Source organism: Gammaproteobacteria bacterium (assembly GCA_016195665.1).
In the GTDB taxonomy this organism is placed as follows: Bacteria; Pseudomonadota; Gammaproteobacteria; order SURF-13; family SURF-13; genus JACPZD01.
Map to the genome: position 1 here is coordinate 1 of JACPZD010000030.1, position 14,648 is coordinate 14,648.

Annotated in this window: 22 protein-coding genes; 7 read left to right on the forward strand and 15 right to left on the reverse strand. The window is 56.5% G+C overall.

Features of this window, described 5'->3' with window-relative positions; all coding sequences use genetic code 11:
- From HY028_08615 to HY028_08655, 9 genes are all read right to left on the reverse strand, one after another.
- The coding region (locus tag HY028_08615) for an RHS repeat protein (protein MBI3344899.1) at nucleotides 1-1,590 on the reverse strand (1,590 nt) is incomplete at its 3' end.
- A gap of 1,024 nt (nucleotides 1,591-2,614) precedes the next feature.
- Nucleotides 2,615-2,839 (reverse strand): type II toxin-antitoxin system HicA family toxin, encoded by a 225-nt coding sequence (locus tag HY028_08620; GenBank protein ID MBI3344900.1) that lies wholly within the window; start codon nucleotides 2,837-2,839, stop codon nucleotides 2,615-2,617.
- Nucleotides 2,839-3,045 (reverse strand): type II toxin-antitoxin system HicB family antitoxin, encoded by a 207-nt coding sequence (locus HY028_08625; protein ID MBI3344901.1) that lies wholly within the window; start codon nucleotides 3,043-3,045, stop codon nucleotides 2,839-2,841. The genes HY028_08620 and HY028_08625 overlap by 1 nt, the downstream gene beginning before the upstream one ends.
- A 168-nt stretch (nucleotides 3,046-3,213) precedes the next feature.
- A complete protein-coding gene (locus tag HY028_08630) occupies nucleotides 3,214-3,405 on the reverse strand; it encodes a hypothetical protein (protein ID MBI3344902.1) in 192 nt (63 codons plus the stop codon).
- 388 nt (nucleotides 3,406-3,793) lie between these two features.
- Nucleotides 3,794-4,012, reverse strand: coding sequence for a type II toxin-antitoxin system RelE/ParE family toxin (locus tag HY028_08635; GenBank protein MBI3344903.1), 219 nt, complete (start codon nucleotides 4,010-4,012; stop codon nucleotides 3,794-3,796).
- A complete protein-coding gene (locus HY028_08640) occupies nucleotides 3,997-4,185 on the reverse strand; it encodes a hypothetical protein (GenBank protein ID MBI3344904.1) in 189 nt (62 codons plus the stop codon). The genes HY028_08635 and HY028_08640 overlap by 16 nt, the downstream gene beginning before the upstream one ends.
- 161 nt (nucleotides 4,186-4,346) lie before the next feature.
- On the reverse strand, nucleotides 4,347-4,670 hold the full coding sequence (locus HY028_08645; protein MBI3344905.1) for a type II toxin-antitoxin system RelE/ParE family toxin: 324 nt from the start codon (nucleotides 4,668-4,670) through the stop codon (nucleotides 4,347-4,349).
- A complete protein-coding gene (locus HY028_08650) occupies nucleotides 4,667-4,855 on the reverse strand; it encodes a hypothetical protein (protein ID MBI3344906.1) in 189 nt (62 codons plus the stop codon). The genes HY028_08645 and HY028_08650 overlap by 4 nt, the downstream gene beginning before the upstream one ends.
- A 126-nt stretch (nucleotides 4,856-4,981) precedes the next feature.
- Nucleotides 4,982-6,406, reverse strand: a complete 1,425-nt coding sequence (locus HY028_08655) for an FAD-dependent oxidoreductase (GenBank protein ID MBI3344907.1) — start codon at nucleotides 6,404-6,406, stop codon at nucleotides 4,982-4,984.
- 258 nt (nucleotides 6,407-6,664) lie between these two features.
- Between HY028_08655 and HY028_08660 the strand changes: the two genes are divergently transcribed.
- From HY028_08660 to HY028_08670, 3 genes are all read left to right on the forward strand, one after another.
- On the forward strand, nucleotides 6,665-6,913 hold the full coding sequence (locus HY028_08660) for a hypothetical protein (GenBank protein ID MBI3344908.1): 249 nt from the start codon (nucleotides 6,665-6,667) through the stop codon (nucleotides 6,911-6,913).
- Between the two features lie 86 nt (nucleotides 6,914-6,999).
- Nucleotides 7,000-7,848 carry a DUF692 domain-containing protein gene (locus HY028_08665; GenBank protein MBI3344909.1) on the forward strand — a complete coding sequence of 283 codons (849 nt, stop codon included), beginning with the start codon at nucleotides 7,000-7,002 and terminating at the stop codon, nucleotides 7,846-7,848.
- Nucleotides 7,845-8,660 carry a putative DNA-binding domain-containing protein gene (locus tag HY028_08670; GenBank protein MBI3344910.1) on the forward strand — a complete coding sequence of 272 codons (816 nt, stop codon included), beginning with the start codon at nucleotides 7,845-7,847 and terminating at the stop codon, nucleotides 8,658-8,660. The genes HY028_08665 and HY028_08670 overlap by 4 nt, the downstream gene beginning before the upstream one ends.
- A 34-nt stretch (nucleotides 8,661-8,694) precedes the next feature.
- Here HY028_08670 and HY028_08675 read toward each other — a convergent pair whose 3' ends face one another.
- The 6 genes from HY028_08675 to HY028_08700 are packed head-to-tail and all read right to left on the reverse strand — an operon-like array spanning nucleotide 8,695 to nucleotide 13,219.
- The gene (locus HY028_08675) at nucleotides 8,695-9,504 is read right to left on the reverse strand and encodes a sel1 repeat family protein (protein MBI3344911.1); all 810 of its coding nucleotides are present in this window, start codon (nucleotides 9,502-9,504) and stop codon (nucleotides 8,695-8,697) included.
- Nucleotides 9,505-9,523: 19 nt separating this feature from the next.
- A complete protein-coding gene (serS, locus tag HY028_08680) occupies nucleotides 9,524-10,801 on the reverse strand; it encodes a serine--tRNA ligase (GenBank protein ID MBI3344912.1) in 1,278 nt (425 codons plus the stop codon).
- Nucleotides 10,794-11,159, reverse strand: a complete 366-nt coding sequence (locus HY028_08685) for a hypothetical protein (GenBank protein ID MBI3344913.1) — start codon at nucleotides 11,157-11,159, stop codon at nucleotides 10,794-10,796. Before HY028_08685 ends, serS begins: the two co-directional genes overlap by 8 nt.
- 37 nt (nucleotides 11,160-11,196) lie before the next feature.
- On the reverse strand, nucleotides 11,197-11,487 hold the full coding sequence (locus tag HY028_08690; GenBank protein MBI3344914.1) for a DUF190 domain-containing protein: 291 nt from the start codon (nucleotides 11,485-11,487) through the stop codon (nucleotides 11,197-11,199).
- An 11-nt stretch (nucleotides 11,488-11,498) separates the two neighbouring features.
- Nucleotides 11,499-11,873 (reverse strand): fluoride efflux transporter CrcB, encoded by a 375-nt coding sequence (gene crcB, locus HY028_08695; protein MBI3344915.1) that lies wholly within the window; start codon nucleotides 11,871-11,873, stop codon nucleotides 11,499-11,501.
- A complete protein-coding gene (locus tag HY028_08700; protein MBI3344916.1) occupies nucleotides 11,870-13,219 on the reverse strand; it encodes a replication-associated recombination protein A in 1,350 nt (449 codons plus the stop codon). The genes crcB and HY028_08700 overlap by 4 nt, the downstream gene beginning before the upstream one ends.
- Nucleotides 13,220-13,281: 62 nt before the next feature.
- Between HY028_08700 and HY028_08705 the strand changes: the two genes are divergently transcribed.
- From HY028_08705 to HY028_08720, 4 genes are all read left to right on the forward strand, one after another.
- Nucleotides 13,282-13,515, forward strand: coding sequence for a type II toxin-antitoxin system Phd/YefM family antitoxin (locus HY028_08705; GenBank protein MBI3344917.1), 234 nt, complete (start codon nucleotides 13,282-13,284; stop codon nucleotides 13,513-13,515).
- A gap of 12 nt (nucleotides 13,516-13,527) precedes the next feature.
- Nucleotides 13,528-13,908 carry a type II toxin-antitoxin system VapC family toxin gene (locus tag HY028_08710; GenBank protein ID MBI3344918.1) on the forward strand — a complete coding sequence of 127 codons (381 nt, stop codon included), beginning with the start codon at nucleotides 13,528-13,530 and terminating at the stop codon, nucleotides 13,906-13,908.
- Between the two features lie 201 nt (nucleotides 13,909-14,109).
- Nucleotides 14,110-14,391, forward strand: coding sequence for a ribbon-helix-helix protein, CopG family (locus tag HY028_08715; protein ID MBI3344919.1), 282 nt, complete (start codon nucleotides 14,110-14,112; stop codon nucleotides 14,389-14,391).
- Between the two features lie 144 nt (nucleotides 14,392-14,535).
- Nucleotides 14,536-14,648: transcriptional regulator (locus tag HY028_08720; GenBank protein MBI3344920.1), on the forward strand; the 113-nt coding region annotated here is incomplete at its 3' end.

Below are 14,648 nucleotides of genomic sequence, written 5' to 3' on the forward strand. Positions count from 1 at the left end.
GTAGCTGTAACGAGTGAGGCCGTTGTTGGGGTCGGTGACCTGGAGCAGGCGGTTGAAGTTATCATAGCTGCTGGTAGTACTACGGTTGAGCGGATCGGTGACGGCGGTACGATTGCCGTTGTTGTCGTATTGGTAATTGGTGGTCTGGGCCTGCGCGCCGATGTCCTGGGCGAGACGGCTCAATTGATTGAACACCCGTGAGCGGGTTTGGGTGAGTGCATGGGTGGGATCGAAAATGTCCTCTTTGGTGCGATTACCCATCGCATCCAGGGTATAGACGATGCGGTTGCCGAGTTGATCGGTGATTTGGGTCAAACGGTGCGCGGCGTCGTACGTAAAGCTCATGAAGCTACCATCGGGCAGGGTGGTCTTGAGGAGGTTCCCCACGCCGTCGTATTGATAACCCGTCACCTCGCCACCGACGCTGCGCGAGATAAGCCTACCGCGCAGGTCATAGCTCAGGTTAGTCACCAGGCCGTTGGGGTCTTGCACGGTCAGAGGCCGGCCGTGGGCGTCGTAGGCGGTGATCTGGGTGGTCTGGTTCAGGGCGTTGAGGGTGGTGGTGAGATTGCCGGACGAGTCATAGACATAGGTGGTGGTGTCGGTGGCATCGGTGCGCGGCCCGTCACTTAAGGTCATCTGACCGTTGGCATTGTAGGTGTAGCGCCAGGTGCGGGAGAGCGTGCCCGCGGTGACGGTCTTCTGGGTGAGATCGCCGGAGGCGTCATAGACCAAGGTCGTGACCCGATTCGGCTCGGTGATTTTGGTGGGCAAGCGAAACGTCGGATGCCACTCGGTGGTAAGGGTGCGCGCCAAGGGCGTGCCCGAGGCCTCGGTGCGGCTGGTTTCTAAATTACGGGTGAGGTCATACGTATAAGTGGTGACGTTGCCATTGAAATCGGTGCGCGCGGCGACGTTACCGTTGGCGTCGTAGCGGGTGGCGGCCGAGGCATTGGCCCCGCAACTAGTGCAGGCCGGGCCTTCGATGGCGGTGTTCTTCACCACGCCGAGGATGGTCTGAAAGCGATAGGTACGTACCGCACCCAGGCTATCGGTCACGGTGGTAGAGTTGGTGTTGTAGACCAGGCTGACCTTCTCTGCCCCACCGGCGTGCTCCGAGGAGATCGCGCGGCCTTGCGTATCGTAGGCATACGTCGCAAAGCGCACACCGTTTTCATCGGTGATGCCGGTCAGGGCATTGCGGAAGGTCGTGTTTTCGTAGAGATAGCTGCGGGATTTACCGTCGGGATAGGTGACGGAGGTGAGATTGTTGTTGGCGTCGTAGGCGTAGCTGTAGAGCTTGCCGGCGGGGTCGGTCATGGCGCTTATACGGTTCGACGTGTCATAACTAAATGTGAGCGTGCGGCCGAATGGATCGGCCACTGAGGCCAGGCGGCCGGAGGCGTCATAACTCAAGGTTTGGGTGAGGCCGGCGCGGTTAGTGATGGAGAGCAGCTTGCCGGAGGCGTCGTAGAGTTCGGTTTCGTCGTCGGAGTTGGTGTATTTCCAGCCGGTGGGGGCGCCGGTGGCGTCGGTGAGACGGGTGAGTTTGTCGGTGATGTCGGAGTCGGGGGTCCAGATGCCGTTCAAAAGAGTGAAGAAAAAAGCTTTGCCATCGGGTCGACTAACTGTGGCAGTCGTTATTGATGAAAACTGATTCATGACAACTTTTCTGCTAAATGTGCTTCTCCAGTTGAAACCTAAGTCAGTACTCTGTACTACCTGTGGGTCGCTGTTATAGTGCCGTTGAAAGAGTGAGTATGATGTATTGAAATTATTGTAGTCAGTTTCAAGCTGATATTTATTACCCACACCAGAGTGAATAGGATTGCCAACACCTGAACCATCCGGCGGGCAGCCAGCATTTTTAGTCTTTCGGTCTGCCACCAAAAATACTGTCAGACCGCTCCAGCAACGTATGCTATTGTTCAAGCAAGGCTCAGCACTCGGTGGCACACAATCAATCCGGACAGCTTTACCTTCATCCCAAAATATTACATCTGGACGATAGTAGGGATCACAAACAGCATCCTGACACCTAGCATGGGCAGCGCTTTCCCAATCAGAAAAATAGGATTTCCTCCAAATGGAACAAAAACCACCCATTAGATCGGCTTGCCATAACCCGCCATCACTCGTATAGGCAAATGTGTTACTTGCTGCCAGGCCTTGGCTTAGGAGCAGTCCGATTAATGAGTAGATTTTTAGTGAGAAAGTGAGGTGCTGGGGAGTGACTGTATAAATGTGTGGGGGGGGGGGGGTACTGAATACTGTGCGCGCAACGCACACTACGATTTTTTTTAACGTTTCGCCCAAAACCGATAGAGTGCGTGAGCCCATCGTGTTTCTCCCTGGTGCGGTGTTTATGGGTAGCGTGCGTTGCGCGCACGATTAAAATCTTTTTTGCTCATTGGGACTACAGTTTGTCGCGTTGCTTTGCAACTGTCACCCCCTCGCCTTTCGCCATTTCCCTCATCCGGCCCTTCGGGCCACCTTCATCCCGGTGGGAGAAGGGAAAAAGTCGGTAATCCCGGGTTACGACGCACAGCGCCTAACCCAGGCTACGAGATACCTCTACGACTTGCTTTACTATTTTCGGATGCAACTTTTCCAGTCATTTAGCCGCCTTGGTAAACTCATCGACGGTGATCCCGGCGGCTCGGATGAGGCTACGCAATGTCCCTTTAGCGACTTCTTTATGATCGGGCACGGACAGTGTTGCGTGATGGTTTTCTTTGACCAGGATGATATGGCTGCTGCGTTGCCGGACAACCTTCCATCCGAAGGACTCAAAAATATTGACAACTTTGCGTCCATTGAGTGTTGGCAGGCTGGGCACTAAACAGCCACTTCAAGTTGCCGGGTCTCAATAGTCAAAGGCATGCCGCGTTCCGCTCTGACTTCCAGGCACAACCGAATGGCTTCCTGGAGGTTAGAAACGGCTTCTTCTTTCGTCGCCCCCTGGCTCACACAGCCGGGTATCGAGGGGCACTCAGTGATCCATATCCCGTCTTCGTCACGATCCACTGTAATGGTAAATTGCATGGGCGTTGTTCCTCGTGACGGTCGCAGATCAGCGCGCCGTGCCCGACTTTGATGAGCCGATATGAGATGGGTTCTCCGAGGAGGTTCTTAGCGCAACTACCAAGGCAATTGCCGCATAGACTACGACTAACGCCATTCCCATGAAAACGGCTGTTTGCATGCTCATAGTTAACCCTCTATCGCAAGTATGAGATTAGCTATAATCTGGCAGATAACCCACCAAATAAAAGCCCCAAGCATAATGAGCGGGTCTGTCAGCGAATAGCCGAGAATCCCAAGCCCTATGCCGCCCAGCGTCGAGATTTTCTTCAACTCTTCAGCGACGGACTTGCGAACTTCGTGATTAAACCTGAGCTTCATTTCAGTTTCCGGCTCTGTCCCAGACCCACTTACGTTAGTCTATCCCTTACTGCATCGGCCAGCCAGCCTCAGTTTGTCACGTAGCTTCGCAACGTGATCTACGCCTTTCCCTCACCCACGCCCCGGCTCCTGCTCAGCTTCCTGCCTCGCTGGCCACCCCAGCCACGCCCACCTTGGCGTGCCGTTTGCCGTTGCACGGCTCATCCCAAAGGGAGAGGGGGCTACAAAGTGTATTGTGCAAATGAATTCGCATTGACGTGTGGTGTTCATTACACGCCAGCTTTTACAATCTTCCCGCACTTGTCAAGAATTATTTTATGACAAGGGCTGAATGTTTCTTAAGAGGTAAATTTAGATTTGGGTTGTAAGTGGTTGATCGGTATTGGCGTTATGCGCAATACTGGCGGGGACACTTATTATGATGAATTTTTTGTGAAGGTGGGTTTGAGATGCTTCCAAGCTTGGGGTGCGCAGGCAGTTCGTCGGCAAGATCGAATAGGCGTTCGACGACCTGTTGCGCGTGGTAGAGGGAGTCTCGGCTGATGTACTCGGCGATGCGATCAATGTCATCGAGCGCCTCGTGCGACCAGATCAGGGTTTGAGCCATTTGCTCAGGCGTTCTTTGGCCTGCTCGTGGGTGAGGTGTTTGCCGTTGCGGATGTCGTCGCTTCCACGGCGGATCTTCTCAAGCACGTAGAGGTGATACTGGATATCCTCGATCGTGCTGTCGTCGGGCAGATGATCTAACAGGTCGCGGACATCCTGCTTAGTAGTTTGCATCGTGAGCCTCCTCTTTGTGATGGACCCATTTTTAGCATGTCACGGCGCCGGTGTTTTTTCCGCCTTAAAGGACTCTCAGCCACGCAACCTGAAGATGTGCTTGATCTATTTTTGTTGGTGGTGAGCGCGAGGCCTTCCTTGAAACGCGTATCCTGGTGCTGCTAGGGCTTGTCTTCGGTGAGCTTTGCTAGCATACTCGTTTTTCGAGGCAATAACTGTCGGTAGTGCATCACTGTGAGAATCTCGATGCGCTCTGTGGTGACGCGGTAGATAAGGCGGTACGGCCGTTCAAGCAGTTCACGCAGGTCTTCCCTTCGATAATCCGGCAATTGCCGGCCACTGAGCGGTGCGGTATCGAGTTGGCGAGCCCGTGCTAAGATCCGGGCAACCACGTCTTTAGCCACTAATGGGGCATCTTTGGCAATGTAGGCCTCGATGTCTGCTAGACGCGCGTGCGCTTCCGGCGTCCAGTAGGTGGCTGTCATCCGGTGATGCCGAAATGCTTTTCGATTTCTTCCTGTGGGATGAGGCGACCCGCTTCGGAATCGGCCAGACCGCGCTCGATCGAGGCCCGCACCTCGATCTGATACGCGAGATCATCCCAAGTAGAGTCATCGGGAAGTTGGTCAATTAAGTGGTGGGCAGCCTGTTTTAGATTAGCGGTGGTCATCGGTCTCTCCTCGTAAACCGTCCTGATGTTGCCTTGCTAAGCATATCAGTTTTCAGTGCTCTCTACAGCTCCTTGTGCTTGAGCTTTGCTAGCTGATAATCCACCAAAGACCCCCTTAGAGGCCTCTCAGCCGCGTAATCCGAAGATGCGCTTGATCCATTTTTTTGCTGTGGGCGTGAGACCTTCTTTCAAGCGCGCATCGGCGACACGGCGGTTGATCTGCGCGAGGGTCGGGTAGATGTGAATCACCTTGGAGAGAGCGCCGGCCTTGAGCCGCTGTGCGAGCGCGAGCACGTATTCGTGAATGATCTCTCCGGCGTGCGGGCCGACCAGCGCGGCACCCAGTAATCTTCCTTTGGGATCGGTGATGAGCTTGGCGAAACCGTGCGTTGCGCCTTCCGCCTGGGCGCGATCGATGTCGTGAAAGGGGAAGGTGTAGACCTTGTGGGTCACGCCTTGTTGCTTGGCCTCGGCTTCCGATAAACCGACGCGCGCGACCTCGGGATCGGTGAAGGTGCACCAGGGGATTATCCGCTGTTCGACCTTGGCGGGCAGGTGAAACAAGGCGTTGCGCAACACCACGCCTGCGGTGTGCTCGGCCATGTGGGTGAATTGATAATGACCCGCCACGTCGCCACAGGCATAGATATGCTTCTGAGTGGTGCGCAGCCGCGCATCAAGTATCAAGCGGCCGTTGTTTAATCCGACTCCCGCCGCTTCCAGTCCCAGATTTTCGAGATTCGCCTGACGGCCGGTGGCGACCAAGAGGTGAGTGGCGTGGAGGGTTTTCTGCTGGCCCTGACCATCCTGCACCGTCAGGCGCAGGCCGCCGTCCGCACCTTCTACCTGCATGGGGGTATGACCGAGATAAAAATCTACTCCTTCATTCTTTAGCTGCTCCAGCACAACAGCCGCTACATCGCCGTCTTCCTTTGGCAAAATCCCGGCGCCGCGCTGCACCATGGAAACTTGCGAGCCCAGGCGAACAAAGGCTTGCGCCATTTCAAGTCCGATCGGGCCTGCGCCAAGCACGATTAAATGCGGGACCTCTCCGGTCAGATTAAATACCGTTTCGTTAGTGAGGTAGAGAGTTTTATCGAGCCCCCGGATGGAGGGAATTGCAGGCCTGGAGCCGGTGGCGATAACAAATCTTTTTGCGGTGATGTGGCGTCCGTTTACAGTAAAAGTATGCGGATCTATGAATTGGCCTGAACCAAAGATCACGTCCACACCCATGCCGCGGAAGCGTTCCGGACTATCATTGGGTTCGATGGTCTTGATGACCGAGGCGACATGTTGCATGACGGCGCCGATGTTGACGCGCGGTGCATGGGCCTCGATGCCGAAGCGCGCCGCATTACGCATACCGTGGGCAAGCGCTGCTGAATGCAGTAATGTCTTGCTGGGTACGCAGCCGTAATAGAGGCAGTCGCCGCCGAGTTTGTGTTTTTCCGCCAAGGCGACCTTGGCGCCCAGCGATGCGCCGCCTGCGGCTACGACCAGCCCGCCCGCGCCGCCGCCGATAATGCAAAGATCAAATTCCGGTTTCATCGCCGATCGGATATCCAGAAGTTCAACTGTTCGACAGTCTAAAGTGTAATTATCACGGAAATGTCACATGGTCATGAAATAATTTTCGCGCCGGTGGAACTCCCGGCAGCGGTATTCATCCAATGACGCATAGTCGTCAAGGAAGGCGTGGGACAGTAACGGACTTCTGCTATAGTAAATAAGCTGTCGGCGACGATAGACATGAATCATAAACCAGACAACCCATTCAAGGAGATTCAAGTGAGTACTGCAACCACATTGAAAGGTTTTATTCTCGCCACCGCCGCCGCGAGTCTTTTCGCCAGCGCGGGTTTCGCCACCGCTCATGAAGGCGAGGGCTCCGCCGCGAAGATCCATTGTGAAGGGGTCAACGCCTGCGCAGGCAAAAGCGATTGTAAGGGCGAGAACGGCTGCAAAGGCAAGAACGGCTGCAAGGGGCAGGGTTTCCTCGAGATGACTAAAGAAGAGTGCGACGCCGCCAAGGCCAAGATGGAGAAGGGCAACTAATTATTCTCCGCCAAGAGTCGGGTGCTTAGGCGCCCGGCTTTTTTATAACGAATAAATTAATAAATTCAGCTCCGCCTGCAAACCACATGTCAAACAGATTTCCATTTCTTGGGTACGGCTTAGGGCTTCGCAAGGAGCACTACCAAACCATCCTGGAAGAGCGGCCCAAAGTAGACTGGTTCGAGGTGCTCTCCGAGAATTATCTGGTTCCGGGCGGCAAACCGCTTTACCATCTTGATCGCGTGCGTGAGCATTACCCGGTGGTGATGCACGGCGTGTCGCTTTCCATCGGCAGCTCCGACCCGCTCAACCGCGACTATCTGCGTGATTTGAAGTCGCTCGCCGAACGCATTGAACCACGCTGGATATCCGATCACTTGTGTTGGACGGGTGTGCATGGCGTCAATGCGCATGACCTGTTGCCGCTGCCTTACACCGAAGAGGCGCTCAAACACGTGACGGCGCGCATCGCCGAGGTGCAGGATTGTTTAGGACGGCGGATACTGATAGAAAACGTATCCAGCTATCTTACTTATACGCGGTCTGCCATCACGGAGTGGGAGTTTTTGCGCGCGGTGGCCGAAGAATCCGACTGTCTGATATTACTGGACATCAATAACATTTATGTCAGCGCCCGAAATCACCAGTTCGATCCGCTCGATTATCTGGATGGCATTCCCGTGGAGCGCGTTCAACAGTTCCACCTGGCCGGACACAGCTATAGCAAAAACGGCGAGATCATCATTGATACCCACGACAACCCGGTCATTGATGAGGTCTGGGAACTTTACATCCAGGCCGTGCGCCGCTTCGGCGAGGTCAGCACTATGATAGAGCGGGACGACAATATACCGCCGCTCAATGAGCTGCTGCTGGAGATGGACAAGGCGCGTATCCTGGCTCAAGCGGTGCAGACCAATATGGCGGCGGCATGAGCGGCGGGCCTGCGCAACATTTGAGTGAATTGCAGGACGGATTTCAGGATTATTTGTTGATCCCGAATCCCGGTCATCCGTTCCAGTCGCAGGTGGTCGGCAACGGCCAGGCGAGCGCCGAGTCTCGGTTACAGATATATGCAGAAGCTTATCGGTTACGCTTGGAAGAGGCGCTGGAGACGGATTTCGAGGCCTTGCATGCCCTGCTCGGTGACGAGCAATTTCACGAACTTTGCTTGCGGTACATAGACGCTCACCCTTCCTCGCATTATTCGTTGCGCTATTTCGGCCGCTCCATGAGTGATTTTCTGCGCGCCGTTTCCCCCTATGCGGCGCAAGGCGTGTTGGCGGATCTGGCTGGTTTTGAGTGGAGCTTGATTGACGCCTTCGACGCGCCGGACGGCCCCGCCGTCACGGTGGAAGACATGGGGAGACTTCCGACGGAGACATGGCCTCACTTGCGCTTTGAACTGCACGCCTCCGTGCAGCGCCTGGAACTTACCTGGAATGCGCCGCAAATATGGGCCGCGCTCAAAGATCAGCAGACCCCGCCCGCGCCGGAGAAATTGGAATCACCGCAGCGGTGGCTGGTGTGGCGGCAAGATTACCGGAGTTATTATCGTCCGCTGAGCGACTCGGAGGCCTCGGCCCTGGACTGCGCGCGCGCCGGTAAAACCTTTGCCGAGCTGTGCGAAGATTTGTGCCGGCAGATGGAAGAAGAAAAGATTGCTGCGGCTGCCGCGGGATTTTTACAGCGCTGGGTCAGCGATGGGCTGGTGCGGGAGGTTTTTAGTCACCACCCCAATCCATGACCGGTTTCGACGGATAGGCCGAATGAATTCGGCCCTACTGCGGATGTTGCTTTAACCACTCATCGGCCTTTTTTAAGGCGGTCTCGACCTCCTCGGGGGGCATCTTCAAGGCGAGTTCAACCAAAAATCTTTCGGCGGAAGGCTCCCCGCTCACCTGCGCGATCTTGAACCACATATAGGCGGTGGTCAGATCCGCCGGAACTCCCCTCCCGTTTTGATACATGGTGGCGACAAAATATTGAGCGCGGGCGAAACCTTGATCGGCGGCCTTACGGTACCATTTCAGCGCCTCGGCATCACTTTGGGTAACGCCGCCCCCGCCTTGGTACATGATGCCGAGGCTCCACTGCGCCTCGGCGTGACCTTGGCCGGCAGCCTTGCGAAACCATTTCACCGCCTCCGGATAATCCAGCGGCACGCCTTCCCCCATCTTGTAATGCGTACCTAAGCGAAACTGCGCCTCCGCATAACCCTGTTTAGCGGCCTTCATGTACCATCTGGCGCCTTCTGTAAGATCTTTCTCCCCGCCCAATCCCGCCGCGTAATCCACACCCAGCTGATACTGGGCGACCACATCGCCATGCTCAGCGGCCTTGCGGAACCACTTGTTGGCTTCCCGGTAATCCTGTTTTACGGCTTTTCCGTAAAAATAGGCCATGCCGAGCAACAACTCCGCCTTTTTATCACCGGCTTCGGCCTTTTTGATCAGCTTGGGAATTTTGTCTTCTGTCAGGGTTTCAACGCTCCGGCTGATTTCTTTAATGTATTCTTGATGCCTGCCGGCGTGCGCTGCTGCCGGGAACAACAGTATTACGATGAGGATAAAATATATTAGCGAGGTCACAACAAATCTCAAAGAGTGCTCATGGCTTTATGACTTCTGAGCCGCCCATGTAGGCGCGCAGCACCTTGGGGATATGTACGTATCCCTGTTTGTCTTGACAGTTTTCCATGATCGCCACCAAGGTGCGGCCTACGGCGAGACCGGAGCCGTTGAGGGTGTGCACGAGTTCGGGTTTATTCGTTTCTGGATTACGCCAGCGGGCCTGCATGCGGCGCGCCTGAAAATCCGTAAAATTGCTGCACGAAGAAATTTCACGGTAACGATTTTGGCTGGGCAGCCAGACCTCGAGGTCATAGGTTTTCGCGGCGGCGAAGCCCATGTCGCCGGTGCACAACGCGACGACCCGGTAAGGGAGTTCCAGTTTTTTCAGAATGGCCTCGGCGTGCGAGGTCAAGACCTCCAGGGCCTGGTCCGAGTCCTGCGGGCGCACGATCTGCACCAGTTCCACCTTTTCAAACTGATGCTGGCGGATCATGCCGCGCGTGTCCTTGCCGTAGGAACCGGCCTCGCTGCGGAAGCACGGTGTGTGCGCGACGTATTTGCGCGGCAGCGTGTCGGCGTGCAGAATCAGATCGCGCACCAGGTTGGTCAGCGGCACTTCGGCGGTGGGAATCAGATAATAATTCTGCTCGCCCTTGAGCGCGAATTGATCCTCTTCAAATTTCGGAAGTTGCGCGGTGCCGCGCAGGCTGTCGGCGTTGACGATATAAGGCACATACGCTTCGGTGTAGCCGTGCTCCTGGGTATGCACATCGAGCATGAATTGCGTCAGGGCGCGTTGCAGACGCGCGAGCGGGCCGCTCAATACGACAAAGCGCGCGCCGCTGATTTTGGCGGCGGCGTCGAAATCCATCTGCCCGAGCGCGGCGCCGAGATCAACATGATCCTTGGGCGTGAAGTCGAAGCGCGGCGGTTCACCCCAACGTCGCATCTCGATGTTGTCATGTTCACTTTTGCCTGCGGGTACGCTTTCATGCGGCAGGTTGGGAATACCCAGCGTGATTTCATTGAGCCGTTCCTGGACAGCGCCTAGTTGCTCCTCTGCGGACTTGAGCTGATCGCCCAGGTGCGCGACCTCGGCCATCAGCGGTGCGATGTCTTGACCGGCGGCCTTGGCCTTGCCGATGGCCTTGGATTGGGCGTTGCGCTCGGCTTGTAGTTGTTCGGTTTGAATCTGAATCTTCTTGCGCTCGGCCTCGATCTCGGCCAAACGGACGATGTCCAGCACGAACCCGCGCGCGGCGAGGCGTTGAGCCGTTTCGTGAAGCTGGGTTCTGAGCAGCTGGGGATCAAGCATGAGGCTGGCTGTTGTCCCCGGCCTCTTTTTCACGGAACTCCCTTTCATTGCGCTCGGTGAGGGAGTCGCCTTCCAGCATCAGCGTCGTCCAGCCGAGAATCCGGCACGGCATGAGTTCCTCATGAAAGGCGTCCACGAACATTTGCGCGCGGCAGGGTTCCTCGAAAAATTCGACCATCAGCCCGTGTTCCTTGTTCGATGGCAGGCGTTTACCCATTGCATCGAAGGCGGGGCGTGTCTCTAAAATATGGATATCCCCGCCCGGTCCGAAATCCTCTATGGCCTGTAGAACCTTTTCCAGGTGCGTCTCGTCATTGGGGATGTAGATGCGCACCATCGCTACTTCAAGACTTTTCATAGGTGTTCCTCCGGCAGTGATTTACGAGCTGATTATATCAGCCGTTGCTGCTGAGTTCCGCAGGCCAGCTTACGATGTGGCCGGGTCCGATAAGGGTGTTGAGGTAGGCGATCAACGCCTGGGCCTTGGCGGGTTCTTCAAAGAACTCGATGACTACGGGCAGGTTAAGCGACAGGTCCGTCAGGGCGGAGGTGTGCATCACGCCGGATGCGCCAAACCCGGCGATGCCGCGAAACACGGTGACGCCCCTGACCTTGCCTTGATCATGTAAATGTTTGAGCACGCTGTCGAGGTGGTCCTTTTCCTCGGTGAGGTAGGCGCGCACCATAATGACGGTCTTCATAGTTGCCTCCCGGCGACGACGCCGAGCCAGGTTGCGGCCAGGCTGATGAATACGCTGAGCAAGACATTCAGCGAGGCCTTGAGCGGGGCGCCTTCTTCAATCAGGTTGATCGTTTCCATGGAGAACGCGGAGAAGGTGGTGAAGCCGCCTAATAAGCCAATCAGCAATCCGGCGCGCCATACCGGCCCAAGGTTCAGGCGCTCCGTGAGCAACACAAACAGTATACCCATCAACAGGCAGCCGAGCACGTTGACGGCCAAGGTGCCATAAGGAAACTGACGGCCCGCCAGCGCATGCACCCCACTGGACATCCAAAAGCGCAGTAGAGAGCCGGCGGCGCCGCCTGCTGCAATGGCGATGAGTTGTGTCACGCTTTGTCCTTCTTGTTGGTTTTAGTGTTGGCCTTGGCTTGCCTGTCGAGTTCACGCAGGCGGGCGAGTTTTTCGCCGATCTTGATTTCCAGCCCGTGTGCAACAGGATTATAATAAATTTTCTCCGCCATTTCCTCCGGGAAATAGCGTTCGCCCGCAGCGTAGGCCTCGGCCTCGTCGTGGGCGTAGCGGTAACCCTTGCCGTAATCGAGATTTTTCATCAGGCGGGTGGGGGCGTTGCGTAGTTGCAGTGGCACCTCGAGTGAGCCGAGGGTGCGCGCGTCATCCATGGCGGCATTGAAGGCGGTGTAAACGGCGTTGCTCTTGGCGGCGCAGGCGAGATACACGACCGCCTGGGCGATCGCCAGTTCGCCCTCGGGGCTGCCGAGGCGCTCCTGGACATCCCAGGCCTCGAGGGCGAGGGTGAGCGCGCGCGGGTCGGCGTTGCCGATGTCTTCGCTCGCCATGCGCAGCACGCGGCGTGCGATATACAAAGGATCGCAGCCGCCATCCAGCATACGTGCCAGCCAATAGAGCGAGGCGTCGGGAGACGATCCGCGCACCGATTTGTGCAGCGCGGAGATCTGGTCGTAAAAGGCCTCGCCGTATTTATCAAAGCGGCGCGCACTTCCGCCGCTCAATACCTCATTCAACAGTTCCTTGCCGATGACCTCACGCCCATCCTGCGGTTCGGCCAGGTCGGCGGCGATCTCCAGCAGGTTTAATGCCCGCCGCGCATCGCCGTCGGCCGCTACGGCGAGCAGGTCGCGTAATTCCGCGTCCATCTCTACACGGCGTTCACCCAGGCCTTGCGCAGAGTCCGATAACGCACGATCAATGATGCGGCGGATGTCGGCGGCTTCCAGCGCCTTCAGCACGTACACGCGCGCGCGTGAGAGCAGCGCATTGTTCAGTTCAAACGACGGATTCTCCGTGGTCGCGCCGATGAAGGTAAAGGCGCCGTTTTCGACGTAGGGCAGAAAGGCGTCTTGTTGCGCCTTATTAAAACGGTGCGCCTCGTCTACGAACAGCACCGTGCCTTGGCCGAGCGCACGCGCCTGTTGCGCCTTGGTCACCATCTCGCGGATATCCTTGACGCCGGCGAGCACCGCCGAGATGCTTAGGAACTGGGCGTTGGACTGTTTGGCAATCAGCCGCGCGAGTGTGGTCTTGCCGGTGCCGGGCGGTCCCCAGAACACCATCGAGTGCAAATGGCCGGATTCGATGGCCAGGCGCAGAGGTTTGCCGGGGCCGAGCAGATGGGTCTGGCCGTAAAAATCATCCAGCCGCTGCGGCCGCATGCGATCGGCGAGGGGTTGGAAGTGGTTGTCCGAAGGAGAGGGCATAAGGGCTTGCCTGTGGTTCGAATATAGACTAGACTAAGCTTAGTTTAATTGGAGTATGAGTCATGCAACAAGTCAATATTCATGAAGCCAAAACTCAGCTTTCCCGCCTGTTGGAATTGGTTGCTCAAGGCGAGGAGGTGGTGATTGCCAAGGCAGGGAAACCCCTGGCGCGTCTGACAGCATACCGCCCCATAGGCAAGCCCCGCAAGCCCGGTGCACTGCGTGGCAAAATCCGCATCGGCAAGGATTTTGATGCGCCGCTGCCCGATGAATGGTTGGCTGCTTTTGAAGCCTGAGAAGCGCTGGTAATGCGTCTGTTGCTGGATACGCACGTGCTGTTATGGTGGTTAGCCGATGACCGTAGGCTTGTCCGGCGCACGCGCCAGATCATCGCTGATCCCAATAATGCGATCTTCGTAAGCGCGGCCAGTATTTGGGAAATAGCCATTAAGGCCGGATTGGGGCGCTTGAAGGTGGATGTAGACGTTTTGGCGTCAGGGCTTGAAGCGAACGGTCTGATGTCATTACCCATTGCCGCCGCTCACGCCGCCGCCGTATTCCATCTGCCGCTTCTGCATCGCGACCCCTTTGACAGGATGTTAATAGCGCAGGCCCTCACGGAGAAGCTGCAATTGGTTACACGTGATCCGCAATTTGCCGAATACGATGTCGAATGTATTGCTATTTAATACTGCCCGCGCAATCGTTATTGCGCCGAATGAAAACATCCGGGGCAATACAATGGAATGCGCTTATTGGCGCCCTACATTACACCCTATGCGAGTTTTGATCTGGGGCTAATTCGTTTTCGTACTCTATGTGGCTGTCGTATTGCCGGGATGGCTATGCGGTGCTACTATGGTGACACCTGAAGAAATTTCAATTCCGCCATGTCCGCCACCACGACACTCAAGCTGTCCGAAAAGCTCAAGGCCCGGATCGCCCGCCTGGCCAAGGAGACCGGCCGCTCCGCGCACAGCCTGATGGTTGAGGCGCTGGAGAGGGAAGTCGTACGCGAAGAACGGATGCGGGAGTTCGTGCGTGAGGCGCTGGCCTCGGATGCCGGGGTCGAGGAGGGTGCGGCGGTATACCGGGCTGAGGATGTGCATTCCTGGCTGGAGCGGCTGGCAGGCAAGCGTCGGGCCGCGCGGCCGAAGCCGTGGCGCAAGTAGTCTATACGCAGAACGCGCTTGCCAACCTCGAGCGCGCATTTGATTTCCTTGCCGAGCACGACCCACACGCGGCGCTAGAGCATTTTTGATTTAAGTATTTACATTTATGTGTTATAGTGTCCCTGTCATAGGGGAGGGGCGACTATGTATGCGTATTCAAGAGACTTGCGTGACCGTGTGTTAGATGCGCTGGAGCGCGGGGAACGTCCGACCGACATTGCCAGGCGTTATGAAGTGAGCCGCGTGTGGGTGTATCA